Origin of the sequence: Methylopila sp. 73B, from assembly GCF_000526315.1 — a bacterium.
GTDB lineage: Bacteria > Pseudomonadota > Alphaproteobacteria > Rhizobiales > Methylopilaceae > Methylopila.
On record NZ_JAFV01000001.1, the window covers coordinates 3,397,177 to 3,423,451 of the forward strand.

The 26,275-nt window shown below is 71.1% G+C and carries 19 protein-coding genes; 10 read left to right on the forward strand and 9 right to left on the reverse strand.

What is annotated here, in order from left to right; translation table 11 throughout:
* Positions 1-27 precede the first annotated feature (27 nt).
* The 4 genes from K244_RS0116345 to K244_RS0116360 all read right to left on the reverse strand — a co-directional run bounded on the left by K244_RS0116345 (position 28) and on the right by K244_RS0116360 (position 3,529).
* Positions 28-1,476: a type II and III secretion system protein family protein gene (locus K244_RS0116345; protein ID WP_020187360.1), complete on the reverse strand. Its 1,449-nt coding sequence runs from the start codon at positions 1,474-1,476 to the stop codon at positions 28-30.
* 92 nt (positions 1,477-1,568) lie between these two features.
* Positions 1,569-2,360, reverse strand: coding sequence for a Flp pilus assembly protein CpaB (cpaB, locus tag K244_RS0116350; protein WP_024816556.1), 792 nt, complete (start codon positions 2,358-2,360; stop codon positions 1,569-1,571).
* 142 nt (positions 2,361-2,502) lie between these two features.
* Positions 2,503-3,003, reverse strand: a complete 501-nt coding sequence (locus K244_RS0116355) for a prepilin peptidase (RefSeq protein WP_020187362.1) — start codon at positions 3,001-3,003, stop codon at positions 2,503-2,505.
* Positions 3,004-3,361: 358 nt separating this feature from the next.
* Positions 3,362-3,529, reverse strand: coding sequence for a Flp family type IVb pilin (locus K244_RS0116360; protein WP_081761565.1), 168 nt, complete (start codon positions 3,527-3,529; stop codon positions 3,362-3,364).
* A gap of 404 nt (positions 3,530-3,933) precedes the next feature.
* On the opposite strand from K244_RS0116360, the gene K244_RS0116365 reads away from it, so the two are divergent.
* The 3 genes from K244_RS0116365 to K244_RS0116375 all read left to right on the forward strand — a co-directional run bounded on the left by K244_RS0116365 (position 3,934) and on the right by K244_RS0116375 (position 6,505).
* A complete protein-coding gene (locus K244_RS0116365; protein ID WP_020187364.1) occupies positions 3,934-4,398 on the forward strand; it encodes a pilus assembly protein N-terminal domain-containing protein in 465 nt (154 codons plus the stop codon).
* Positions 4,399-4,490: 92 nt separating this feature from the next.
* Positions 4,491-4,685: a hypothetical protein gene (locus tag K244_RS23675; RefSeq protein WP_155931782.1), complete on the forward strand. Its 195-nt coding sequence runs from the start codon at positions 4,491-4,493 to the stop codon at positions 4,683-4,685.
* Positions 4,686-4,831: 146 nt separating this feature from the next.
* A complete protein-coding gene (locus K244_RS0116375) occupies positions 4,832-6,505 on the forward strand; it encodes a formate--tetrahydrofolate ligase (protein WP_020187366.1) in 1,674 nt (557 codons plus the stop codon).
* A gap of 73 nt (positions 6,506-6,578) precedes the next feature.
* On the opposite strand, the gene K244_RS0116380 is transcribed toward K244_RS0116375, so the two are convergent.
* Positions 6,579-7,538, reverse strand: a complete 960-nt coding sequence (locus K244_RS0116380) for a DMT family transporter (RefSeq protein ID WP_020187367.1) — start codon at positions 7,536-7,538, stop codon at positions 6,579-6,581.
* A gap of 226 nt (positions 7,539-7,764) precedes the next feature.
* On the opposite strand from K244_RS0116380, the gene K244_RS0116385 reads away from it, so the two are divergent.
* The 7 genes from K244_RS0116385 (at position 7,765) to K244_RS0116415 (ending at position 21,778) form a co-directional block, all read left to right on the forward strand.
* Positions 7,765-8,118 carry a hypothetical protein gene (locus K244_RS0116385; protein WP_036306937.1) on the forward strand — a complete coding sequence of 118 codons (354 nt, stop codon included), beginning with the start codon at positions 7,765-7,767 and terminating at the stop codon, positions 8,116-8,118.
* Positions 8,119-8,622: 504 nt separating this feature from the next.
* A complete protein-coding gene (locus K244_RS0116390) occupies positions 8,623-16,170 on the forward strand; it encodes a type I polyketide synthase (protein ID WP_024816558.1) in 7,548 nt (2,515 codons plus the stop codon).
* Positions 16,167-17,561 carry an aminotransferase class I/II-fold pyridoxal phosphate-dependent enzyme gene (locus K244_RS0116395; protein ID WP_020187370.1) on the forward strand — a complete coding sequence of 465 codons (1,395 nt, stop codon included), beginning with the start codon at positions 16,167-16,169 and terminating at the stop codon, positions 17,559-17,561. Before K244_RS0116390 ends, K244_RS0116395 begins: the two co-directional genes overlap by 4 nt.
* Positions 17,562-17,566: 5 nt before the next feature.
* The gene (locus tag K244_RS0116400) at positions 17,567-18,718 is read left to right on the forward strand and encodes a hypothetical protein (protein WP_020187371.1); all 1,152 of its coding nucleotides are present in this window, start codon (positions 17,567-17,569) and stop codon (positions 18,716-18,718) included.
* Between the two features lie 98 nt (positions 18,719-18,816).
* Entirely contained in the window at positions 18,817-20,403 is a 1,587-nt protein-coding gene (purH, locus tag K244_RS0116405; RefSeq protein WP_020187372.1) for a bifunctional phosphoribosylaminoimidazolecarboxamide formyltransferase/IMP cyclohydrolase, read from the forward strand.
* Positions 20,404-20,560: 157 nt separating this feature from the next.
* Complete coding sequence (locus K244_RS0116410; protein WP_020187373.1) at positions 20,561-21,334, forward strand: SGNH/GDSL hydrolase family protein; 774 nt, start codon at positions 20,561-20,563, stop codon at positions 21,332-21,334.
* A 123-nt stretch (positions 21,335-21,457) separates the two neighbouring features.
* On the forward strand, positions 21,458-21,778 hold the full coding sequence (locus K244_RS0116415) for a heavy metal-binding domain-containing protein (RefSeq protein WP_020187374.1): 321 nt from the start codon (positions 21,458-21,460) through the stop codon (positions 21,776-21,778).
* 28 nt (positions 21,779-21,806) lie between these two features.
* Here K244_RS0116415 and K244_RS0116420 read toward each other — a convergent pair whose 3' ends face one another.
* From K244_RS0116420 to K244_RS0116435, 4 genes are all read right to left on the reverse strand, one after another.
* Positions 21,807-24,098, reverse strand: a complete 2,292-nt coding sequence (locus K244_RS0116420; RefSeq protein WP_020187375.1) for a PBP1A family penicillin-binding protein — start codon at positions 24,096-24,098, stop codon at positions 21,807-21,809.
* A gap of 97 nt (positions 24,099-24,195) precedes the next feature.
* Positions 24,196-24,903 (reverse strand): sulfate transporter family protein, encoded by a 708-nt coding sequence (locus K244_RS0116425; protein ID WP_020187376.1) that lies wholly within the window; start codon positions 24,901-24,903, stop codon positions 24,196-24,198.
* A gap of 4 nt (positions 24,904-24,907) precedes the next feature.
* Positions 24,908-25,774, reverse strand: coding sequence for a lysophospholipid acyltransferase family protein (locus tag K244_RS0116430; protein ID WP_020187377.1), 867 nt, complete (start codon positions 25,772-25,774; stop codon positions 24,908-24,910).
* A 2-nt stretch (positions 25,775-25,776) separates the two neighbouring features.
* Positions 25,777-26,157, reverse strand: coding sequence for a Fur family transcriptional regulator (locus K244_RS0116435; protein ID WP_081761566.1), 381 nt, complete (start codon positions 26,155-26,157; stop codon positions 25,777-25,779).
* Between the last annotated feature and the right edge of the window lie 118 nt (positions 26,158-26,275).

The window sequence follows — 26,275 nt, forward strand, 5'->3', positions numbered from 1 at the left end:
TGCTGCGCTCCGTTGCGCGACTCACGCTCAATCGATGATGAAGCCGCTGCGGCGGTGGCCCACAGTGGAGGGGTCGATCCTGCCGGGAATCCCGTAAAGGCGGTTCAGCCGGCCGAGGAGGAGGTTGGACTGGTCGGTCGGTTCGGCGAACCCGTCGTCGGGCGCGGCGAGCTTCGCCGCCGAAGTGGGTTTGGCGATGTAGGGCGTCACGAAGATCGCCAGCTCCGTCTCGTTCTTCTGGAAGTCGTTGGACCGGAACAGCTGGCCGAGCACGGGCAGTTTCATGAGGCCCGGAAGGCCGTTCACGGCGCGCTTGGTCTGCTGCTGGATGAGGCCCGCCATGACCAGCGACCCGCCGGAAGGGATCTCGACCGTGGAGTCCGCGCGCCGGGTTTTCAGGCCAGGGATGGTCGTCCCGCTGAGGATGACCGCGTTGCTGTTGTCGATCTCGCTGACCTCGGTGCTGATCTTGAGGCTGATGCGGCCAGCGGACAGCACCACCGGCGTGAAGTTCAGTCCGACGCCGAACTCCTTGAAGGCGACGGTCGCGGTGCGCGTATCTGCGTCGACGCCCGTGATGATCGGGAACTCGCCGCCCACGAGGAACTTGGCGCTTTCGCCCGAGATCGCGGTCAGGTTCGGTTCGGCCAGCGTGCGGGAGACGCCGTTGCGCTCCAGCGCCTGCAACTGTGCGGTCGCCGACCCTGACCCTTTAGTGACGGTGCCGGCGATGGCCGCAGACGACGCCGGCGAGGTGCTGCTTGCGGAGAACGGAAAGCTCGTCGCGGCGTCCAGGACGACGCCTCCGACCGAAAAATTATTCAAAGAGTAGTCCACGCCGAGCTGCTTCAGCACCTCGCGTTGCATCTCGACGATCTTGACCTTGAGCAGGACCTGGTCCTGTCCCTCGATCTTGAGCGCGTTCACGACCTTCTTCGGATCCGCCATGTAGCCGGCGGCGATGTCGACGGCGGTCTGCGCCTCCTGCGCGGACTTCACCGAACCCGTCACCACGACGCCGTCGCCGACGCCTTCGACCCGGATGTTCCCCGCGCCGCCGAGCGAGCGGCCGATCGAGGAGCGGATGGACCCGACGTCGCGCGACACCGAGACCTCGTACGCCGCGATCTCGCGGCCTTCGGCGTCGAGGAACATCACGTCGGTCTGCCCGGGGCCGGCCCCGATCAGGTAGGCCTTGCGGGCCGAACGGACGACGGCGTTCGCGACCGAGGGGTCGGCCACGAACACCTCCTTGGCGTCGCGCGGCAGGGTGACGACGTAGGACTTGCCGATGCCGAGATCGACGCGGTCGCCCTGACCGCCCGGCTGGGCCTCGGCGTAGTAGCCGGGATCGGCGGCGAGGGCTGCCGGACCCGTGGCGAGGGAGAGGGCCGCGGTCGCGACGAGCGTAGCGCGAAGACCCCGGCGAAGCCGAACCGTGGTCGAGAGAAGGACGCTCAGCACGCTGGCGGTCATGGCGCGTCGAATCCTGGCGCTGGGAGGGGTGGCGTCGCCTACGCGCGACGGAAGGCTCAAGAGCAGCGGACGCTGCGGCGGGCGACGGTCGATCACCGGGCGCCGCCTTGGCTCGCGACGCCGAAGCGGACAATCGTCAGGCCGCCGCCGCGCTTGTTGAGCTCGGAGGCGGCGCCGTCGCTGGGGCTCGGGCCGGAGTCGGCGAGCGAGCGCAGGGCGAGCGAGAGCGTGCCGAGCTGGCGGCTGAGCGCGAGCTGTTCGGTCTGGACAGGGCTGAGCTCGAGCGTCGCGGTCTTGCCGACCACCACGCGCTGGCCGTCCTTGTCCTCCACGGCCTGGTCGATCGCCAGGACGCGGACGTTGGCGCCGATCGTCTCGGAATAGGTCTCGTCCCGGCCGTTCGCGCCCTGCTGGCGGCGGGTGAGGATCACGTCGACTCGGTCGTTCGGGAGGATGAAGCCGCCGGCGCCGGTCTCGGGCGAAATCTCGATGGAGATCGCGCGCATGCCGGCCGGCAGGATCGCGGCCATGTAGCCGGAGCCGTTGCCCTTGATCAGCTTGTCGGCGCGGATCGGCTCGCCGGCGACGAAGGGCGAGCGCGCGATCGAGCCCGCCGTGGTCTCGATCGCCTGCGGCGTCGCCGGCTTCTGCAGGAACTGCGCGTTGGCCGCGTCCTGGGGCCAGGCCTGCCAGCGCACGTCTTCCGCCTTCACGACGGACCCGAGCGGGATGTCGGCCGCCGCGACCAGGACGTCCACGGTGTTCATCGGCGGGGTGTCTGCGACCGGCGCCTGAGGCGCGTCCCCGCCGCCGCCGGCGAGCATCGCGGCTCCGAGCCCGGCGACGAGCGCGATGCCAAGCACCACAAGGCGAGCGGCTTTCATCAGGCGATCCCCATGAGCGGCCCGATGCCGCTGATCGCGGGGCGAGCGTCGTTCTCGGGGATTCAACCAGCCATTCGTCAATTCGTGGTTAACGAAGGGTCTCCAGCCTGCTGAGCCAGGTTAATATCGCCGCATTTGACGCTCAGCCGAGGGCGGCGAACCACGCCGTGCTCGGAAGCAGGGTGAGCGCGCCCGCCGCCAGCGCGATCCCGTAGGGCGCGCCTTCGAGGGGCGAGTGCAGGCGGTTGAGAAAGCCGACCCGTTCGAACGCGAGAGGCATCGGCGCGCGGCGGTAGGCCAGCAGGGCCATGGTCAGCGCCCCGCCGAACAGCGCGAACGAGACGAACCACGACAGCAGCGGATCGAAGCCGAGCCAGAGCGCGACCGCCGCCGCGAGCTTGGCGTCGCCGCCGCCGATCCAGCCGGGAATGAACAGCGCCATCCCGATCGCGAGCGTCAGCGCGCCCGCGGCGAGATGCAGACCGACGTCCTGCAGGCCGAGGTGGCCGAGCGGCGCCGCCACGGCGAAGGCCGCGACCAGCGCCATCACGAGCCGGTTCGGGATGGTCAGCGTCATGAGGTCGGACACCGCCGCGACGGCGATTAGCGCCGGCAGGACCACGATCACCATCGTCTCGAGCATCGGGGGGAGGTCCCTTAGGGAAGCGGTGGCTGGAGGCCGATGGCGAAATCCGCATGGCTTCGGAAGAGCCCGTCTGGAGTTCCGACCCGGTAAAAAAAGCGCGCCTGGATTCCCCGGTTCGTCCGGGGGAATCCAGGCATTTCACGGCTCGCGCTCGACGACCCGGCCTGGATTCCCCGGACGAACCGGGGAATGACGAGGGCTGAGGACCGCCCCCGGTTTTGCGAACGATCCAGCGACGCCTGGTATGACGCGTGATCCACTAGAGCCGATCCCGGTCTCCCAAACGACGAACCCGCCACCCGGCTTAATGCGGGCGGCGGTTTCTACGATGGCCGAGACGGCCACTTAGCCAATCTTAGTTGGTCACCAACTTGCCAGCAATATTGCTAAACGTGTTAGAAAGATTGGTGCCAACCAAGTTTGCCATCGTGATGATCGCTACCGCGATCCCCACCGCGATCAGACCGTACTCAATGGCGGTGGCGCCGGACTCGTCCTTGGCGAAACGCTTGAAGATGTTCATGGCGAAGACTCCTGGTCTACGGAGGTTGCGACTGTTCCTGTCCCGCGTCCTCGTGTCGTCGCCGGCCCGCTGGAACATCCTCATAAAACCACCCGTGAGTTGCGATTGAGTTAATCGCGAAAGCAACTTCGAGGTGAATCAAATTGAACTCACTCACGGTTAAAGCATCGTTGCATGAAAGATCGTAATTAACGCCAGATGAAAATCAAAAGATAACCTTGCCGCCGACGGTTGGGCGGGCCTTCCCGCGCGGCGGGAGGACAGCAGCGCCGTGCGAAACGGATAAGATTAGATATTGAGGCGGCTGACATGCGGCGGCAAACGGCGTCGCCTGGGAGCAGGTTAGGACTTCGTTCACCCAATTCCGCTTTCCTGACGCCACCAAAGGTTGGGGAAACGACGTCATGAGCGCCCGGATGGCCGCCCGCCGCATCGCCGCTGTCTGCGGTCTTATGCTCGTCGCCGCGCCGGCGGGCGCCGCGACCGACTCGATAAACGTCACCGTTGACCGCGCCAGCGTGATCCGGTCGCCGGAAGGCACCGCCACCGTGATCGTCGGCAACCCGCTGATCGCCGACGCCACCAGCCAGCGGAACGGTGTGCTGGTCATCACCGGCAAGAGCTTCGGGACGACCAACATCATGCTTCTTGATGGCGCGGGAACGTTGCTGAGCGAGACGCTGGTGCACGTCGGGCGCGCGTCCGATGGCACGATCGTGGTCCAGCGCGGCGGCAAGCGCGAAAGCCTCGCCTGCACCCCGCGCTGCGAGCCTGTGCTTGCGGTTGGCGATGACCCCGACAACTTTTCTACGACGGCGAAGCAGATCGGTCAGCGCTCCGGTCTGTCGGTCGGCGAAAAGGCGGATTGACCACGTCTTTGGGCGGTCCGGTCAAGCTCTGGCGAAGCTTACCGCGCCTCGATGGACGGCTTGCGGCCGGAACGCGGCGCGATCCTCTCGGGATGACCGCGATCCTGCCCGCGGACGCCGCTAGAACTCACGGCCGTGGTCGCGGGACGGAACGCGCGTTGCGCCATTTCCGGCGCGCAAAGACGCCCGATTTGGCGCTGCCCCTGCTCGCCTTGACGCTCGCAATGCTGGAGAGCGCCTTCGTCGCCGTGGCCGGCGGCTTGGCGCGGCTCGTCGGCGGCGGCTGACCTGTCGTCAAGCCTGCATAAGACCTTCGTCTGCGGTTCTCCGACACGGTTGCGAACCACGCCCCGAAAGGTGACAAAAGCGCCCCATCCTCAAGGGGCTCGGCTTGGCGGCCGGTCTCCTTCCTGCCACGTCAGCCGGAGCCGCTATGCCGACCGACATCGAGATCGCCCGTTCCGTCGAACTCAAGCCGATCGTCGAGATCGCGGCCAAGGTCGGCATTCCGGAAGACGCCCTGCATCTGCACGGCAAGACGATCGCCAAGATCGACGATCGCTTCATCGCGGGCCTGCCGAAGAAGCCCGGCGCCAAGTTGGTGCTGGTCACCGCGATCAACCCGACGCCTGCGGGCGAAGGCAAGACCACGACCACCGTCGGCCTCGGCGACGCGCTGAACCGCATCGGCCAGAAGGCCGTGGTGTGCCTGCGCGAGCCCTCGCTCGGCCCGGTGTTCGGCGTGAAGGGCGGCGCCGCCGGCGGCGGCTGGGCCCAGGTGCTGCCGATGGAGCAGATCAACCTGCACTTCACCGGCGACTTCCACGCCATCACCTCGGCGAACAACCTGCTCGCCGCACTGGTCGACAACTCGCTCTACTGGGGCAACCCGCTCAACATCGACCCGCGCCGCATCGTCTTCCGCCGCGTGCTCGACATGAACGACCGCACGCTGCGCAGCATCATCTCCGGCGTCGGGGCGCCGACCAACGGCTACACCCGCGAGGCCGGCTTCGACATCACGGTCGCCTCCGAGATCATGGCGATCTTCTGCCTGGCGAACGACCTGAAGGACCTCGAGGAGCGGATCGGCCGGATCGTCGTGGCCTACACGCCGGACAAGAAGCCGATCACCGCCAAGGACGTCGCCGCCGAAGGCGCGATCTGCGTGCTGCTGCGCGACGCGCTGCGGCCGAATCTGGTGCAGTCGATCGAGGGCACGCCCGCCTTCATCCACGGCGGCCCCTTCGCCAACATCGCCCACGGCTGCAACTCGGTCATCGCCACCACCACGGGCCTTGCGCTCGCCGACTGGACGGTGACGGAGGCCGGCTTCGGCGCGGACCTGGGCGCCGAGAAGTTCCTCGACATCAAATGCCGCAAGTCCGGCGTCTCGCCGGACGCGGTGGTGATCGTCGCCACCATCCGCGCGCTCAAGATGCACGGCGGCGTGGCGAAGGCGGAGCTCACCTCCGAGAACGTCCCGGCGCTCGAGGCCGGCCTCGCCAACCTCGGCCGCCACATCGAGAACATGAAGGGCTTCGGCCTGCCGGTCGTGGTGGCGATCAACCACTTCGTCTCCGACACCGAGGCCGAGGTCGAGACGCTGAAGCGTCGCGTGAAGGCGGACTTCGGCGTCGACGCCGTGCTCTGCAAGCACTGGGCGGAGGGCGGCGCGGGCGCCGAGGAGCTCGCGCGCACGCTGGTTGATCTGGTCGAGCGCGAGAAGGCGAACTTCGAGTTCCTCTACGGCGACGAGCTGCCGCTGCTGGAGAAGGTCGAGACCATCGCCAAGAAGCTCTACCGGGCCGACAAGGTGACCGCGAGCGCGGCCATCAAGAAGCAGCTCAAGGAGTGGGAGACCGCCGGCTACGGCTCCTTCCCGGTCTGCATGGCGAAGACCCAGAGCTCGTTCTCGTCCGATCCGACCGCGATCGGCGCGCCGACCGGCCACACGCTGCCGATCCGCGAGGTGCGGCTGTCCGCAGGCGCCGGCTTCATCGTGGTGATCTGCGGCGAGCTCATGACCATGCCGGGCCTGCCGAAGGTCCCGGCCTCGGTCAACATGCGCCTGCTCGACGACGGCGTGATCGACGGCATCGCCTGACGCTCGGCCGCGGGTCGGGCGCCACCCGGACCAGCAAAAACCCCGGCGATCGAGCGCGATCGCCGGGGTTTTTTCATTTGCGCGGCCGCCCCCTGAAGGGTCTGGCGTCCTCAGCTTGACGGGCGGCGGCCGTGCTCCGCGCCGCCGCCCACACGCCGGCGAGCACCAGCGCGAAGCCGATCGCATGATAGGCCTGCGGGCGTTCGCCCAGCAGCAGGATGGCGAGCGCGGCCCCGAACAGCGGGATGAGGTGGAAGAACGGACCGGCCCGATTCGCGCCGATCAGCTCCACGCCGCGGTTGTAGAAGAGGTAGCCGAGCGTCGAGGGGAAGACGATGACGTAGGCCAGCGAGGCCGCGGAAAGCGCGTCGAACGACATCGTCCGCCCCTGCGCGATCTCCCACAGGAACGCCGGCGTCAGCAGGATGGCGGCGAGACCCATCAGGGCGGTGAGGAGCGAGGTCTGGGCGACCTTGGGCTTGTCGCGCAGAAGCGTCGAATAGAGAGCGTAGAGCGCGATCGCGACCATGAAGATCAGGTCGCCGAGGTTGACGTCGATCCGCGCCAGCGCCCCAAGGTCGCCGCGCGTCACGATCGTCGCGACGCCCGCGAGCGAGACGACGACGCCGACGGCTTGCCGCGGCGTCAGCGCGTCGCGGTACAGCGCGAAGCTCCAGACCGCGATCACCAGCGGCGTGACGGACTGGGCCAGAAGCGCGTTCAGCGCCTGGGTGTAATGCAGCGCCCAGTACGCGAGCACGGTGTAGCCGGCGACGCCGAGCGCCGACAGCCCGACCAGCTGGCGCCAACGGCTGCGCAGCGCCGGCAGGTCCCGTGCGAGATCGCGGCGCGCTATCAGCGCGAGCAGGACGAAGGCGCCGACCCACCGCGTCCAGGTCAGCGCCACAGGTGGAATCTGGTCTGCGATGAATCGCCCGAGGACGATGTTCCCGGCCCAGAACAGCGACGCCAGCGACAGCAGCAGATAGGGCCGGTCGAACGGCCGGAGACCCGTCGGTCCGGAAGCGCTCACGTCTCGCGCCTCCGCGCCATTGTTTCTCAGGGGCTTCGCGTATCGCCCGCGCTCGCCGGACGGTCAATGCGCCGCGGCGCGCGCGAGGGTGGAGGCAGACCCCCGCCAAGGCATGGAACCGAAAGACGCATGGACCTGTTCGGAACGCATACTAATGTTCTTACCCTCAGCGACGAGCCGGCCAACCCCTGGCCGCTCCCGGCGCTCGCGTGACCCGGTGCAGTTCATGACCTCCAAGCTTTTCGAGTTGTGGCGCAGGCAGGCGGCGCTCGCTGGCGGCTTCGCCGCCATGGGCCCCTTCGCCGGCGTCGTGATGGCCCACAGGGTAACGCAGATGGTGCAGGAGGCGGGATCGCCTTCCGCGGCCGGTTTGGCCGAGGCGCAGCGCATGGTCGCCGAGAAGCTGTCCGCCGCCTTCGAAGGCGGCCTGGCGGCGACGAAGGTCATGACCGCGATGGCCGGCGCGCAGGATCCGATCGCCGCGGCCGGCCTGATGGTCGCGGCCAGCGAGGCGGCGATGCGGCCGGCGTCACGCATGGTGCGCGCCAACGCCCGGCGGCTTTCGCGCAAGGGCCTCTGACAGCGCCGCACGAGGCCTCGGCGGTCCGTGGCCTCCAGGCCCGCATGGCGGCAAAGGCCACGATACACCAATGGGCATAGACAGGACGCCTGACCGCAATGCCGTCGCGATCCGCGACGAGGCCATAGGCGAACGCGTCGAAAGTCGTGTAGGGTCCGCTTCGGCACGACACCGTGAACGACGGCGCGACACCGCGAGAGGACGCATGGGGCGGGGAACGCCTGCGCAACACGCATTCAGGACCACCGATGCGGCCAAGACGGCCACGCGGCGCTGGAACAAGGGTTGGGCGATCGTCTCGCTAAGGGTTATGTTGCACCGCGTCATGACCCTTGCAGCCACGTTCACCGCTCATATCGGACCTGATTTGCTTCACATCGCCCGCGCCGTTTCCATGCTTCCGCCCCATTCCACGACGCGCCGTCCGCACGGCCCTGTGACGGTTTCGTCACGGCCGAGCGTCCCTCGACGGCGTTTTCGTGACGCTCGCGCGCAGGCCCTGTCATGAAAGCTCCCTTGTCGCTCGCCGTCGTCGGACGGTCGTGTCGTCTTCCGGGCGCCAACGACGTTCCGTCGTTCTGGAATCTTCTGGCCGAAGGTCGTTGCGCCGTCACGGAGATCGGCGAGGATCGCTGGAGCCACGCGCGCTATCTGCATCCCCGCAAGGGCGAGCCGGGCAAGAGCTACACCTTCGCGGCCGGCGTGCTGGACGACGTGTTCGGCTTCGATCCGGCCGCCTTCGGCATCTCGCCACGCGAGGCCGAGCAGATGGACCCGCAGCAGCGCATCGGCCTGCAGCTGGTCTGGGAGGCGCTCGAGGACGCCGGGATTCCGCCCTCGAGCATCGCCGGCAGCGAGACCGGCGTGTTCGTCGGCGCCTCCGCGCTCGACTACGGCAACCGCGTCATTTTCGACACCGCCTCGGCCGACCCCTATTTCGCGACCGGCAACACGCTGTCGATCGTCTCGAACCGCATTTCCTACGTCTATGACCTGCATGGGCCGAGCTTCACCATCGACACGGCCTGCTCGTCGTCGCTGGTCGCGCTGAACGAAGCGATCGTCGCCCTGCGCTCCGGCCGGATCGAGCGGGCGGTGGTGCTCGGCGTCAGCATTCTCGGCAGCCCGTTCCCGTTCATCTCCTTCGCCCAGGCGACCATGCTGTCGCCGCGCGGCCGCTGCCGCGCCTTCGACGCCGGCGCGGACGGCTACGTGCGGGCCGAAGGCGGCGTCGCTCTGGTGATCGAGCGCGCCGACGTCGCCCGCGCCGCTCATCGCCCGATGCGCCTGATGATCGCGGCCTCCGGCGTGAACTCCGACGGCCGCACCGTCGGCATGTCGCTGCCGTCGTCCGACGCCCAGGTGGCGCTGCTCGAGCGGCTGTACTCCGACGCCGGCGTTCACCCCGACCGCCTCGCCTTCATCGAGGCGCACGGCACCGGCACCCGCGTCGGCGACCCGGCCGAGGCGAGCGCCGTCGGCCGCGCCTTCAAGGGCCGCACCGTCGGGCCGTTGCCGATCGGCTCGGTCAAGACCAACGTCGGCCATCTCGAGCCGGCCTCGGGCCTCGTCGGGCTGCTTAAGGTCGATCTCGCGCTCGAGAACGACCTGCTCCCGGCCTCGCTCCACCTCGAGGAGCTGAACCCCGACATCCCGTTCGACGAGCTCAACCTCACGGTCGCGACCGAGCTGACGCCGCTGCCGCGCGGCGCCCTGGCGCGGTACTCCGGCGTGAACTCCTTCGGCTTCGGCGGCACCAACGCGCACGTCGTGGTCTACGACCCGACGCCCGAGGACCGTCTCGGCCACGCCGGGCCGCGGCCCGCGCAGACCTCGGCGACCGCGCCGGTGCTGGCGCTCTCCGCCCGGTCGCGGGAGGCGCTGTCGGCGCTCGCCGGCGCCTACGCCAAGTCGCTCGACGGCGCGGACGCTGCCGAAGCCCGGCGCATCGCCACCAGCGTGGCGGCGACGCGCGATCTTCTGCCCCGCCGCCTCGTGCTCGAAAGCGACGACGCCCAGAGCTGGGCCGCGACGCTCGCCGCCTTCGCCGAGACCGGCGAGGTCGCAGGCGCCGCGGCGGACCAGGCGGTCGGCCGCGAGGCGCCCGTCGCCTTCGCCTTCTCGGGCAACGGCTCGCAATGGGCCGGCATGGGGCGGAAGCTCCACGCCCAGGATCGCGCCTTCCGCACCAGCCTCGCCGAGGTCGACGCGGCGTTCGGCAAGGTCGCCGGCTGGTCGCTGCGCGAGGCGCTGTTCGCCGAGGATCTCGCGGACAAGCTGCGCCGGGCCGAGTTCGCCCAGCCGCTGCTGTTCGCCGTGCAGGTGGCGACCACCGCGGCGCTGGGCGCCGTCGGCGTGACGCCCGACGTGGTGCTCGGTCATTCCGTCGGCGAGGTCGCCGCGGCCTACGCGTCCGGCGCTCTGACGCTGGAGCAGGCGGCGGAGGTCGTGCATTCGCGCAGCCTGCACCAGGAGATCGCCTGGAAGGCCGGCGCCATGGCGGCCGTGCTGTCGCCTGCCGACGAGGTCCAGGCGCTGCTCGACGAGGGCGGCTTCGAGGGCGTCGAGATCGCCGCCGTCAACAGCGCCCGCTCGATCACCGTCTCCGGCCCGGAGGCCGAGATCCGCGAGCTGCAGCGCTTCGCCAAGGGCAAGCGCATCGCGGTGCGCGTGTTGGACATCGACTACCCCTTCCATACCGGCCTGATCGAGGGCGTGCGCGCGCCGCTGCTGGCCGACCTCAAGGGTCTGAAGCCGCGCGCGACGCGGCGCGCCTTCGTGTCGAGCGTGACCGGCGCGGCGGTCGAGGGCTCGGCCCTCGTCGCCGACTATTGGTGGGACAACGTCCGCCAGCCAGTGCTGTTTTCCGACGCCGTCACGGCCGCCGCGGCGCTCGGCGCCCGGATCTTCGTCGAGATCGGCCCCCGGCCGGTGTTGCAGACCTACATCTCCGACGTGCTCGCGGCGGAAGAGGTCCAGGGCGGCGCGCTGTCCTGCGACGACCATGGCCCCGGCGATCACGACCCGGTGCGCCGCACGCTCTCGCGCGTGATCGCCAAGGGCGGCCGCGTCGACCGCGACCTCGCCTTCGGACGGCTCGGCGGCCCCGCCGCGAAGCTGCCGACCTACCCCTGGCAGAACGCGCGCTTCGCGGTCTCCGTCACCGGCGAAGGGCAGGGCATCTACCACGGCTACGACCAGCATCCGCTGATCGGCGCGCGGCTTAAGGTCGACAGCGACCAGTGGACCACCCACCTCGACCCGCTGGTCGCGCCGCTGCTCGCCGACCACAAGGTCGGCGGCCGCGTGGTGGTGCCGGCCGCAGCGCTCGCCGAGATGGCGCTCGCCGCCGGCCGCGCCTGGCTGAAGACGCCGACCGTGGAGCTTTCGGATTTCGAGATTCCGCATGCGCTGACGCTCGATTCCGACTCGTTGACGGAGGTGCGGACCCGCATTTCGCCGGAGAGCCGCACCGTCGAGATCCTCAGCCGTCCGCGCCTGCGCTCCGACGACTGGATCCTGCACGCCAGCGGGCGCGTCGCGCCGACGCCGACCAAGGTGATCCCGACCCCGGAGCCCGTCTCCGGCGACGGTCCGAGCTTCACCTCGGCCGAGATCTACGCCCGCTCCGAGATCCACGGCCTCGGCTTCGGCCCGGCTTTCCGCGCGGTCGAGCGGGTCGACCGGCCCGCGCCGCATGCGATCCGCGTCACGCTGAAGCCGGAGGCCGAGCGGGCCGGCGCGCGGGACGACCGCTACGGCCTGCACCCGGCTGACTTCGACGCCTGCTTCCACGGGCTGCTGACTCTGTTCGGCGAGCACGGCGACCGGCCGGACGTGACCTACCTGCCGATGCGCTTCGGCGCGCTGCGGCTGATGAAGCCGGGCGCCGCGATCGGCGCCGCTGAGATTCGCATCCGCCGCTTCAGCCCGCGTTCGATCGACGCGACTTTCACCGTGTTCGGCGTCGACGGCGAGATCGTCGCGACACTGACCGACGCCCGCTTCCGGGCTGTCACGCTCGCGCGGCGCACGCCTCTCGAGCGGCTGTCGTACCATCCGGCCCCGGCGCTGATCGGCGCGCCGCTCGACGGGGAGACGCCGCCGGCGCCCGAGGCCGCGGCCATCGTCGCCCGCGCCAAGGCGCTCGGCCTCGCCGGCGACGCGGACGACCGGGCGGACGACGACCTGCTGCTGGAAGCCTTCGCCGTGGCGCTCGCCCACGAGGCTCTGGTCACGCTCTTCGGCCGCGCCCGCAGCGGCGCCGTCGCCGCGCTGGTCGCGCGCAAGCGATTGGCCGCGGGGTCGGTCCGCCTCGCCAACCGTCTGCTCGCGATCCTTGAGGAGCGCGGCCACGCCTCGCTCGACGGCGAGACCTGGACGCTCGCCGCCGCCACCGGCCTGCCCTCGGCAGTCGACATCGCCCGCACGGTGCTGGCCGATCATCCCGACCGCAGCGCGGAGGTGACGCTCGCCACCCGCGCGCTCTCCCTGCTGCCGAAGACGCTGAAGCAGGGCCCGGGCGCCGGCGCGCCGTTCGGCGCCTCCACCCTCGCGCATCTCGCCGGCGGCGCGCCGCTCGTCGCGGCGGGCGTCGAGGCTGTCGCGGCGCTTGCAGCCGACACGCTCGCGGGCTGGCCGGCCGACCGGCCGCTCCGCATCCTCGAGCTCGGCGCCGGCGCCGGCGCGCTGACCCGCCGCCTGCTGCCGCTCGGCGGCGACCCGCGCGTGACCCTCGCCGTGACCGATCCCGACGCCACCGCCGCGGAGCGCCTGCGCTTCGCCTTCGCCGGCGCGCCCGGCGTCACCGTCGCCGCCTTCGATCCCGGTTCCGACGCGGAAGCCCCGGGCCGGTTCGACCTCGTCGTCGGCGCTGTCGGCTGGGGAACCGCGCTGCATGACCACGACGCGGTCCGCCGCCTCGCGGCGGCGCTGGCCGACGGCGGACGCCTGCTGCTGGCGGCGGTCGAACCGGCTCCGTTCCTCGACGTCACGCTCGGCCTCGACCCCTCGTGGTTCGACCGGTCGGCCGCCGACGCCTTCCCGGTGGGCGCGGCCCGCGCGCCGGAGGACTGGGCGGCGGACTTCGCGGACGCCCGGCTGACCGACCATGCCTTCGCGCCCGTCGCCGGCGCCCGCGCGCCCACCACGCTCGCCGTCGCCACCCGCGCGCCCCGCGCCGCGGAGGCGGACGAGACCGTCGCCGCCGGCCCGGTCGTCCTGTTCGCCGAGACCGCCGACGGCGCTTTGGCCGCGGGCCTGTCGGAGGCGCTCGCGGGCGCCGGCCGCAAGGTCGCGCGGATCGCGGGCGAGCCTGGCGCCGACTGGGGCGACGCCCTCGACCTCGGCCTCGGCAAGGCGCCCAAGTCAGCGCCGAAGCCCGACCTCGTCGCCGTGTTCGACGCCGCCGGCCCGGACGACTCCGCGACCGCGACGACGCGCTCCGGCCGCCTGCTCGGTCTCGTCCGCGCCGCGGCCGCAGCCGAAGCGCGGCTGTGGATCGTCGCGCCGGGCGCGCTCGGCTGGACGCTGGACAGCGGCGGCCGTACGGATCAGGCGGCGCTCGCCGGCTTCCTGCGCGTCGTGCGCAACGAGTTCCGGGGACAGGACATCCGGCTGATCGACGTCGATCCGGCGCTTGGCGACGAAACCGCGGCGCGCGCCGTCGCCGCCGAGATCGCCGCCCCCCGCGCCGACGTCGAGATCGAGATCTCGGCGGGCGGCGTGCGCGCGCCCCGGCTGCGCCACGGCCTTCCGCCCGCGCCCGTCAGGGCTGCGAGCGCGACGTCCGTCCGCGCGCAGCTCGACACCGGCCGCGAAGGCGGCCTGGACGACGTCGCGTGGCGCCCCGCGCCCGTCATGGCGCCCCAGGCCGGCGAGGTCGCGATCGACGTCGCCGCGGTCGGCCTGAACTTCCGCGACGTGATGTGGGCGCTCGGCCTGCTGCCCGAAGAGGCGCTCGAGGACGGCTTCGCCGGCCCCGGCCTCGGCATCGAGTGCTCGGGCGTCGTCACCTCCGTCGGCGCGGGCGTCACCGCCTTCGCGGCCGGCGACCGCGTGGTCACCTTCGCCTCCGGCGCCTTCGCGAGCCATGTTACCGTGCCCGAGATCGCGGTCGCGCCGCTGCCCGAGGGGCTGGCCTTCGAGGAAGGCGCGACCATCCCGGTCTGCTTCCTCACCGCCTACTACGCACTGGTCGAACTCGCCCGCATCAAGCGCGGCGAGTGGGTGCTGATCCACGGCGGCGCCGGCGGCGTCGGCCTCGCCGCTCTCCAGATCGCGCTCTGGCGCGGGGCCAAGGTCATCGCGACCGCCGGCTCCGACGAGAAGCGCGACCTGCTGCGCGCGCTCGGCGCCCGCCATGTGCTGTCCAGCCGCAACCTCGACTTCGTCGACGAGGCCCGGCGCCTCACCGGCGGCGAGGGCGTCGACGTGGTGCTGAACTCGCTGTTCGGCGAGGCGATGGAGCGCAGCCTCCAGACGCTGAAGCCCTTCGGCCGCTTCCTCGAGCTCGGCAAGCGCGACTACTACGCCAACAGCCGCGTCGGCCTGCGTCCGTTCCGGCGCAACATCGCCTACTTCGGCATCGACGCCGACCAGCTGCTGGTCCACCGCAAGGATCTCGGCCAGAAACTGTTCCGCGACGTGCTGAAGCTGTTCGCGAAGGGCGTGTTCTCGCCGCTGCCCTACCGCGCCTTCGGGGCGACGGAGGTGCGCGACGCGTTCCGGCTGATGCAGCAGTCCGGGCACATCGGGAAGATCGTGGTGCGGCCGCAGGTGCCCGAGGCGCTGAGCGTCCCGGAGACCGCGTCGTTCCAGGCGGCCGAGGGCGCGCATGTGCTGGTGGGCGGCCTCGGCGGCTTCGGTCTCGCCACCGCGGAGTGGCTGGTGGCCAAGGGCGCGACCAAGCTCGCGCTGATCGGCCGGTCCGGCGCTAGGGGTGAGCACGCCAAGGCCGGCGTCGCGCGGCTGAAGGCGGCGGGCGCGGAGGTGAAGGTGTTCGCCTGCGACGCGGCCGACGAGGCGGCCCTCGCGACGGCGCTCGACGAAACCCGCGCGGCGCTCGGGCCCATCGGCGGCGCCTGGCACGTCGCCATGGTGCTGGAGGATTCGCTGCTCGCGAACCTCGACGCCACGCGCTTCGAGGCCGTGCTACGGCCCAAGATCGACGGCGCCGCGGCGCTCGACCGGCTGACGGCGAACGATCCGCTCGGCCAGTTCGTGGTCTACTCCTCCGCCACCACCGTGATCGGCAATCCCGGTCAGGCCAACTACGTCGCGGCCAACGCCTGGCTCGAGGCGCTGGTGCGCCGGCGCCGGGCGGCGGGCAGGCCCGGGCTCGCGATCGCCTGGGGCGCGCTCGGCGACGTCGGCTACCTCGCCCGCACCGGCGAGGTGAAGGAGAAGATCCAGCGGCGGCTCGGCCACGCCACGCTCTCCGGCGCGGAGGCGCTCGAAGGGCTCGGGACCGTGCTGGCGCGCAACGACCCGCGTCCGGAGACGGCGGTCGTCGCCATCGCCCCGATCGACTGGGCGGCGGCGCGGCGCGACCTCGCCTTCCTCGCGGCGCCGACCTTCGCCGAAGTGCTGGCTGGCGCCGAGCTTGGGCCGCAGGACACGGTGGAGCAGATCGATCTTGCGGCGCTCGTGCGCGGCAAGGACGCCCGCGAGGCGCGCGACGTCGTGTCGGAGATCCTCGCCGGCGAGGTGGCCCGCATCCTGAAGCTGCCGGCGAAGGAAATCTCGGCCCAGCGCCCGCTGGCCGAGCTTGGAATGGACTCGCTGATGGGCCTCGAGCTGCGCATGAGCGTCGAGCGACGCTTCGACATCGAACTGCCGCTCGTCGCGATCGGCGACTCGACGACCCTGACGACGATCGCCCAGTCGATCGTCTCGCGCATCCACGAGCCGGACGGCGGCGCCGAAAACGCGGCGGTGAACGCGGACCTCGTCAACCGCCACCTCTCCGACGACGTCGCGGTCGAAGACCTCGCGGCCTTCGGCGCGGCTGTGGAGGAGCGCCGGTCGGCGATCGGCCGGGTGACCGGATGAGCGAGCGGCGTGGCGTGGGCGCGCTGTCGCGCTCGGCGAAGGACGGACTGCTCAGCGCGCTGAGGCAGTCCGCCCCGAAGAAGGACGGCTCCGCGGAGGCTCCGGCGCCGCGGGCGAAACGGGCGCGGAAGGCGCAGCTTCGGTTCCAGGACCTGCCGGAGCTGAAGGACATCCGCACCCAGCAGGCGGTGGCGGAGCTGATCGGCGTCGGCACGCCGTTCTTCCGCGTGCACGACGACCGGGCGGGCGCGACCACCCACATCGACGGCCGCACCATCCTGAACTTCGCCTCCTACAACTACCTCGGCCTGAACGGCCATCCCGAGGTCAGCGCCGCCGCCAAGGCCGCGATCGACCGCTACGGCACGTCGGTCTCCGCGAGCCGGCTCGTCGCCGGCGAACGGCCCATCCACCAGGAGCTCGAAGGCCGCATCGCGCGCTTCATCGGCGTCGAGGCGGCGGTGTGCTTCGTCAGCGGCCACGCCACCAACGTCTCGGCGATCGGTCACCTCATGCGCCAGGGCGACTTGGTGCTCTACGACAGCCTCGCGCACAACTCGATCGTGGTCGGCGCGACGCTCTCGGGCGCGACCCGGCGGCTGTTCCCCCACAACGATCTCGACGCGCTCGAGGAAATGCTGATCGCCCACGCCCATGGCCACGCGCGGGTGCTCGTCGTCGTCGAGGGTCTCTACAGCATGGACGGCGACTTTCCGGACCTGAAGCGCCTCGTCGCCCTGCGCGAACGCTTCGGCTTCTGGCTGATGGTGGACGAGGCCCATTCGCTCGGCGTGCTGGGCAAGACCGGCCGCGGCATCGCGGAAGAGGCCGGCGTCGATCCCAACGAGATCGACATCTGGATGGGCACCCTGTCCAAGACGCTCTCGGGCTGCGGCGGCTACATCGCCGGCTCCGCCGCGCTCTGCGACTATCTCAAGTTCTCCGCGCCCGGCTTCGTCTATTCGGTCGGCATGCCGCCGCCGGTCGCCGGCGCCGCCATCGCGTCGCTCGACGTGCTGGAGCGCGAGCCCGAGCGGGTGGCGAAGCTGCGCGCGATCGGCCAGCGCTTCGTGGAGAAGGCAAAGGCCGCGGGCCTCGACGTCGGCGCCAGCGCCGGCTTCGCGATCTCGCCAGTCATGGTGGGCGACAGCCTGCGCGCGGTGCATCTGGCGAACCGCCTGCTGGAGCGCGGCGTGAACGCGCTGCCGATCATCCATCCCGCCGTGCCCGAGCGTTCCGCCCGGCTTCGCTTCTTCTTCACCAGCGAGCATGAGCCCGCCCACATCGACGAGGCCGTCGCCGTGACCGCCGACGAGCACGCCAAGCTCGCGGAGGCCGGCTTCGGCATCAAGATGGCGGCGGCGCTCGCCAAGGCGACGCGACCGGCCTGATCGTCGTGACCCACGCCCCGGACCATCGCCCCTCGATCGAAATCCGCCCGGTCGAGACGCGCCGCGACGTCCCGCCGTTCTGGCGGGCGGGCCTCGTCGCGCAAGGCCGCGATCCGGCCTTCACGCCGCCGCTGCTGCACGAGCTCAACCTCACCATTACGCCGGGCAACACGCCGTTCGCCCGCGACAACGACGGTCGCGCCTGGACCGCCTTTCGCGACGGGCGACCGGTCGGGCGGATCTACGCGGTCAAGGACCACGCCCATCTGGCGATCCACAAGGACGGCGCAGGGCATTTCGGCTTCCTGGAGGCGATCGACGACGACGCTGTCTGGGACGCGCTGTTCGCGACCGCCGCCGCCTTCCTGCGCGAGCGCGGGCTGACGCGGATGACGGGCCCGTTCAGCGCCTCGATCAACCACGAGTGCGGCTTGCTGGTGGCGGGTCACGACACGCCGTCGTCCACCCACACCAACTACGCGCCGCGCTACTACGCCCGGCAGCTGGAGCGCCTCGGCTTCTCGGGGCTGAAGGACCTTATCGGCTACGAGGGCCCGGTCGCCGGCAGCCCCCTGCCGGGGCGCGTCAAGCGCGCCCGCGCGCGCTGGGCCGGCTCCAAGGACCTCGTCATTCGCAGCGCCATCGGCCGCGAGGCGGTCGCCACCCTAAACGCCATCTACAACGACGGCTGGTCCGGCAACTGGGGCGCCGTGCCGGTCTCCGACGCCGAGGCGAGCTTTCTCGCCGAACTGGCGCAGCCGCTGCTGCCGCGCGACTGGACGACGATCGTGACCTGGAAGGACGAGCCGATCGGCGTGCTCGCCATGGCCCCGGACGTGAACGAGGCGATCCACGGGCTCGGGGGCAAGCTGTTCCCCTTCGGCTGGGCCCGCATGCTGTGGCGGCTGAAGGTGGCCGGCACCAAGCGCGTGCGCGTCCCCGTCATCGGCGTGCGCCGGGCCTGGCGCGGCACCCGCGTCGGCGCGATGGCCGCCGCCTCGCTGCTCGCCGACGCCGTGGAGAAGGCGCAGGCGGCCAAGGTGCAGCGCATGGAGGTGAGCTGGATGCTCGAGGAGAACCGCTCGGTCATAAACCTCGTCGCCAGCCTTCCCGCCAAGCATACCAAGACCTGGCGGCTCTACGGGAAGGACCTGTAGGCCATCGCCGCAATGCGGACCACGGCGCGCCGCGGTTCTCGCGCGGCCTGAAAAGTGCTACCCGCCCGGACGTCCGCACCGTCCAAGGCCAAGATCCCATGTCCGAACGTCCCGTCGCTCGCGCGTTGCTGTCGGTTTCCGACAAGACCGGCCTGCTCGACTTCGCCCGCGCGCTCGTCCAGCAGGGCGTCACGCTGGTCTCCACGGGCGGGACCGCGAAGGCGATCGCGGAGGCGGGGCTCCCCGTGCAGGACGTGTCCGATCTCACCGGCTTTCCGGAGATGATGGACGGCCGGGTGAAGACCTTGCACCCCAAGGTGCACGGCGGCCTGCTCGCCATCCGCGGCGACGCCGGCCACGAGGCCTCGATGGCGGAGCACGCCATTCTCCCGATCGACCTGCTGGTGGTGAACCTGTACCCGTTCGAGGCGGCGCTCGCGCGGCAGGCGGACTACGACGACATGGTCGAGAACATCGACGTCGGCGGGCCGGCGATGATCCGCGGCGCCTCCAAGAACCACGCCCATGTGGCGGTCGTGGTCGACGTCGCGGACTACGGCGCGGTGCTGGACGACATGGCGGCGAACGGCGGCGCGACCTCGCTCGCCCTGCGCAAGCGCCTGGCCGCCAAGGCGTTTTCGCGCACCGCAGCCTATGACGCGGCGATCGGGACCTGGCTTTCCGACCAAGCCGGCGAGACCACGCCGGCCTTCCGGGCGCTCGGCGGCACGCTGGCGCAGGGGTTGCGCTACGGCGAGAACCCGCACCAGCAGGCGGCGTTCTACCGGACGGCCGAGAGCCGTCCCGGCGTCGCGACGGCGGTCCAGCTCCAGGGCAAGGAGCTCAGCTACAACAACCTCAACGACACCGACGCCGCCTATGAGCTCGCGGGCGAGTTCGACCCGGCGCGGACGGCCGCCTGCGTCATCGTCAAGCACGCCAACCCCTGCGGCGTGGCGGAGGGCGCGAGCCTGAAGGACGCCTACCTCGCGGCGCTCGCCTGCGACCCGGTCTCGGCCTTCGGCGGCATCGTGGCGCTGAACCGCACGCTCGACGCCGAAGCCGCTGCCGAGATCGTCAAGATCTTCACCGAAGTCATCATCGCCCCCGACGCCACCGACGAGGCGAAGGCCATCGTCGCGGGCAAGAAGAACCTGCGCCTGCTCGTCGCCGGAACCCTGCCGGACCCGCGGGCGAAGGGCCTCAGCGTGAAGACCATCGCCGGCGGCTTCCTGGCGCAGGACCGCGACAGCGCGGTGGTGGACGATCTCGAACTCAAGGTGGTGACCAAGCGGGCGCCGACCGAGGCCGAGCTCGCCGACCTGCGCTTCGCCTTCCGCGTGGCGAAGCATGTGAAGTCGAACGCCATCGTCTACGCCCGCGGGGGCGCAACGGTCGGCGTCGGGGCCGGCCAGATGAGCCGCGTCGACAGCGCCCGCATCGCCGCCCGCAAGGCCGTGGACGCGGCCGAGGCGGCGGGCGCGAGCGAGCCGCTGACCCGCGGCGCGGTGGTGGCCTCCGACGCCTTCTTCCCCTTCGCGGACGGTCTCGACGCCGCGATCGAGGCGGGCGCGACCGCCGTCATCCAGCCGGGCGGCTCGATGCGCGACGCCGAGGTGATCGCCCGGGCGGACGAGGCCGGACTCGCCATGGTGTTCACCGGCGTGCGACACTTCCGCCACTGACGCCGGACGATGGCGCGGGGTTCACGCCGAGTTCAGCCATCCGTGATTGTCCGGAGCTGACTCGGGCGCGACACGCGTGCTATGGCCGGTTGCAGCAACAGGGTACCCCCTCCGCTTCGTCCGACCGTTTCGTCTCCGCCCCATGAGGCCTGACCGCATGACGTCGTTCCGTCCCGTCGTCCGCTCCGCTGCGCTTGCCGGCGTCCTCGCTCTGGTCTCCGCTTCGGCCCACGCCGAGGCCCTTCGCGGTCCCTGCCGCATCGCCGACGCCTACCTCGGCCTGTCCGGCAAGCTTGACCGCGCCACCGCGAACGTCCGGCAGGACGACGAGCTGAAGGTGCTGGTGGTGGGCTCGTCCTCGACCGCGGGCGTCGGCGCGACGGCGCCGGAGAAGGCCTATACGAAGCGGCTCGAAACCGAGCTGGAGGAGCGGCTGCCCGGGGTCGACGTGGACGTTGTGGCGCGCGGCGTCGGCGGCGAGACGGCGCTGGGCGCCGAGGCGCGGCTCGACAGGGAGATCGCGGCGGCGAAGCCCGACCTCGTCGTCTGGCAGATCGGCACCAACGACGCGGCGCGGCGGATCGATCTCGCGACCTTCCAGCAGGTCACCGAGCGCGGGCTCGCCCGCATCGCCAAGGCCGGCGTGGACGTCGCGCTGCTCGACCCGCAGTACGTGCCCCAGGACGAGGCGGCCTACGCGCCCTATCTCGGCGCGCTCGAGGCGCTGGCCGCCAAGACCGGCGCGCCCGTCGCCCACCGCTACGCCGCGATGCGCGCGCTTGCGAAGTCGGGCGCGGCGGACATGCTCTCGGCCGACCGGCTGCACATGAACGACATCGGCCACGCCTGCGTCGGCGCCTTCCTGGCCGAGACGCTCGGCCGCAAGCTCGCGCCGTCGCCCGCCGTCGCCGACGTCGCCAAGCGGACCTGAAGGCGAAAGCGGACCTGAAGCCGAACGGCCGCGAAGGCGGCCGTCTTCAGCGGCCGGCGTCTTTCCTTGGGGGCCGCCCGCCCCCATGTCTCCCGCGGCGTCCGCCCGAGGAGACCGCGTCCCATGCTCGTCACCACCACCCCGACCGTCGAAGGCCGTCGCATCGTGGCCTATCACGGCCTCGTCACCGGCGAGGCCATCCTCGGCGCGAACATCTTCCGCGACCTGTTCGCGGCGGTGCGCGACATCGTCGGCGGCCGCTCCGGCGCCTATGAGAAGGAGCTCAAGCGCGCCCGCGACATCGCGCTGGAGGAGATGACGGCGGAAGCCCACGCCCGCGGCGGCAACGCCGTGATCGGCGTCGACCTCGACTACGAGACCGTGGGCGACAAGGGCTCGATGCTGATGGTGTCGGCGACCGGCACCGCCGTCACTCTGGCGTAGCGCGCGCGGCCGGCGCCGCAGCCCGGCGTCATCCGCCCCCGAACAGCCGTTTCAGGAAGCCGAGAGGCTCGCGCAGCGGCCCGCCGTCGCCGCCCCCGCGCGGGCGCTGCCGCGGGGTCTCGTCGACCCACTGGCCGTCGGGCATGTCGCCGCCGTCGCCGCCGCCGGGACCGGTCTGGTAGACGTCGCCCGGCTCCTGGTAGCCGGCCACATGAGCGTTCCAGTCGCCCGGCAGCGCCGCGACCGCGACGCCGTCATGGGCGCGCGCCATGAAGCGGCTCCAGATCTCGACCGGCAGTCCGCCGCCCGAGGCCTTCTTGGTGACGGAGTTGTCGTCGTTGCCGAGCCAGACGGCGGTGACGAGGTGGGAGGTGTAGCCCACGAACCAGGCGTCTCGGAAATCCTGGCTGGTGCCGGTCTTGCCCGCCGCCGGCCAGGCGCGGAACGAGGCGCCGCGCGCGGTGCCGGAGCGGATCGTCTCGGTCAGCATGGCGTTCATCATGCCGACGCGATCGATGTCGACGACCTCCTTCGGAGGCTCCGCCCGGCGGTTGTACAGCACCTCGCCCTCGGAGGTGGTGACGCGGGTGACGACATAGGGCCTCGCCAGCATGCCGCCGTTGGCGAAGGGCGCGTAGGCGCCGGCGAGCTCGATCGGCGTGACCTCAGAGGTGCCAAGCGCGACCGAGGGGTTCGCGGCGAGTTCGGAGCTGATGCCGAGCCGCTGGGCGGTGAGCACCACGTTCTCGGGGCCCACCTCGACGCCGAGCCGCACCGCGACGGTGTTGATCGAGTGCGACAGCGCGGTCGTCAGCGTCATCGGTCCGTTGTAGCGCCGCGAGTAGTTCTCCGGGTTCCAGCCTTTCAGCCGGATCGGTTCGTCCACCCGCACGGCGTCCGGGGTCAGGCCGAGCTCCAGGCCGGTGAGATAGACGAAGGGCTTGAACGACGAGCCGGGCTGGCGCTTGGCCGCGACTGCGCGGTTGAACTGGCTGTCGGCGTAGGACTTGCCGCCCACCAGCGCCTTGACCGCGCCGTCGGGCGCGAGCGCGACGAGCGCGCCCTGGCTCACCTTCAGCGCCGGCCCCTTCTTGGCGATCGCCTCCGCGAGGTCCTTCTCCGCCTCGGCTTCGAGCTTGGGGTCGATGGTGGTCTGGACCGTCAGGTCCTCGTCGTAGACGCCGACGAGGCCGTCGAGCTGGTCCATCACCCAGTCCGCGACATAGCCGATCGCGCCTTCGGGCTTGGGCGCGGGGGAGGGCGGGGAGACGCGGAAGGCGCGGTTGGCGAGATCGCGGGAGATGTAGCCCTCGTCCGCCATGGAGGCGAGCACGAGGTCGGCGCGGGCGCGGGCGCCCTCCGGGTCGCGGGTCGGCGCGAGCCGCGACGGCGCCTTGACGAGACCCGCCAGGATCGAGGCCTCGGAGATGTTCACGGCGCGGATCGACTTGCCGAAGTAGCGCTGCGCCGCGGCCTCGACGCCATAGGCGCCGGCGCCGAAGTAGACGCGGTTGAGGTACATCTCGAGGATCTTCTTCTTGCCGAACTTGCGTTCGAGCCAGAAGGCCAGCACCGCCTCCTGCACCTTGCGCTCCAGCGAGCGCTCGGGCGTCAGGAACAGGTTCTTGGCGAGCTGCTGCGTCAGCGTCGAGCCGCCCTGCACCATGGTGCCGTGCTCGAGATTGGTCTTCATGGCGCGCGCCAGGCCGATGAAGTCGACGCCCCAGTGGTCGTAGAACCTCCGGTCCTCGATCGCGATGAAGGCCTGCGGCACGAAGGGCGGAATCTCGGACAGCGGCACCTGCGCGCCGCCGGTCTCGCCCCGGTTCGCGAGCGGCTTGCCGTCGGCGCCGGCGATGACGACGTTCGGCGGGCGCTTCGGGATCTCGAGCTTGTCGATCGAGGGCAGGCCCGAGGCGTAATAGGCGATCACCCCGCCGACGCCGACGGCGCCGAACAGGCCGAGCACCACCACGAGCGAGAGCAGGCGGCCGAGCCAGCTCCGCCGCGGACGCCCGCCGCGACCTCCGCCGCCCTCGCGGCGACGCTTCGGCGCCTTACGCCCCATGACCCAGGCCCAGTAAGACAGTTTTTCCCGCTCCGGGCGTTCCGGCTCCGACGCGCCCGCGTCGAACCGGGGCTCCCGCCGGCCGTCGCCGCGCGGCTCGTCCAGGCGCGGCTCCTTGAACGGGTCGCCCCGCCCGTCGCCGGTCGGCCGGTCGTCGGGCGTCAGCCTGAGGTCGAAGGCTCCGCCGGCGCCGCGCCCGTCGAACCGCGGTTCCCGCCGTTCGTCCTTGTCCGAGCGCCGTCCGAACGCCATGCCTGCCCCACCTCGTCACGAATCCACGCCGCGGCGCCGTCACGCGCCGTCCCATGTCCACCGGGGTGGACTTTGAATGCGGCGGGTTTAGGGACCGTTAGGGCCCCAAACGCGGCCGCGACTCCTCGGTTCCCAAGCGTTTTGCGTCCCGCGCGGCGACCCGTTTGTGCAGGTGGACGAAAAAGGACGTTGCAAACAGTGGGGTCAGCAGGTTCGCGAAGGGCACCAGCGCCAGCGCCGCCACCACGAGGCCGCCTGAGAACACTCTCAGCCTGTGGCGCCTGCGCAACGCGGTCGCCTCCCCCTCGCTGCGGAACCGCATGGCGGCGAGCGAGAAGTATTCGCGGCTGAGCAGATAGGCGTTGACCCCGAGCCAGGCCAGCACGTTGACGCCCGGCAGCAGCAGGAGAAGCAGCAGCGCGAGGTTGAGGCCGAGCACGAGCAGGCCGAAACGCGCCGACAGCCACAGCCCGCGCGCCACCGGGACGGCGACGCCGGGCGGATCGTTTGGGTAGTGCGCGCGCTCGACCACCTCGGCGACGTCGTCCAGGAACAGGCCGGCCACCAGCGCCGTGACCGGGACCACCAGGAACAGCATGCCGAAGGCCGTGCCGAGCCCGGCGATCACGCGCGCGACCAGGGTCAGCGTCTGGTTTTCGAGCGTGATCAGATGGTCGGCGAGCGCCTGAAGGCCGATCCAGCCGACGACCAGCAGCAGCGCGGTGAGGCCGAGCGACTTCAGCAGCACGGCGCGGAACGGCGGCGTGAACATCTGCCGCGCGGAGAGCAGCGCCGCCTCGATCATCGCGTCAGCCCTCGAGCGCCGGCGCGGGCGCCGGCACGCCCCCGGCCGCGTCCGGAGAAATCGCGACCGGGCGGGCCCCGCCGCGCAGGGCGGTCGCCGTCATGCGGCGGACCTGCTGCTCGAGCTCGCGCGTCAGCGTCTTGCGGTTGGCCGCGGCGTCGACCCGGACGGGCGTCCCGAAGGCGACCGTGACGTCGATGGCGCCGTTCCTCAGCACCGCCCAGAGGTGCGGCACGAAGTCGATGTCGCCGTACCACGCGATCTCGGAGCGCGTCCTGAGGCCGAGCGGCAGCCCGTTGCGCTTGACGTAGGCGATCGACACCGGCTGCACATAGACCGCGCCCGCTCCCTCGCCGCCGATCGCCTGCTGGGCCGCGCCGAGCAGCGCGGAGCGGAACGGCAGCACCCGGTTGCCGTCGCTGGAGGTGCCTTCGGCGAACAGCACGACGGCGTCGCCGGCCTGCATGCGCTGCGCCATCTCCCGGCTGACGGCGGAGGTCGCGGTGCGGCGGGCGCGGTCGACGAAGATCGAGCGCTGGAGCCGCGCCAGCGAGCCGAAGACCGGCCAGGACGCGATCTCGGACTTCGCCACGAAGGAGACCGGCGTGATCGCCCCGAGAACCAGGATGTCGAGCCACGAGCTGTGGTTCGACGTCATCAACAACGGCCGCGCCTTCGCCGGCGCGCCCACGACATGGGTGGTGACGCCGATCGCGCGCAGGGCGTAGCGGTGGAACAGCACGGGAATGCGCGCCGGATCGCCGAGTCGGAACTTCAGGATGAGCGTCTGCAGCGGAATGCCGATCGCGATCACGGGCGCGAGCGCCGCCACCGTCGCGGCGGCTCGGAGGGCCTTCGCGTCCAGCCCCAAGCTCAATCCTCCCGGTCGTCGAGCGGAACGGCGTAGAGCTCCAGCCTGTGGTCGACGAGCTTGTAGCCGAGCCGCTTGGCGATCTCCGCCTGCAGGCGCTCGATCTCCTCGTCGCGGAATTCGATCACCTTGCCGGAGCGCAGGTCGATGAGATGGTCGTGGTGCTCGTCCGGAATCGGCTCGTAGCGCGAGCGGCCGTCGCGGAAATCGACCTTGGCGATGATGCCCGCGTCCTCGAACAGCTTCACCGTGCGGTAGACGGTCGAGATCGAAATGCGGGGGTCGACGCCCGAGGCGCGGCGGTACAGCTCCTCCACGTCGGGGTGGTCGTCGGCCTCCGCCACGACGCGCGCGATCGTGCGGCGCTGCTCGGTCATGCGCATGCCCTTGGCGGCGCAGAGGCTCTCGATGGTGTCTGGCTTGAGGACGCTCAAATCTCAGCGCTCCTCATGAAACAGCGCGACTCGTCGAGAGGCTTATAAAAGTCGCGCGGCCCGCCGT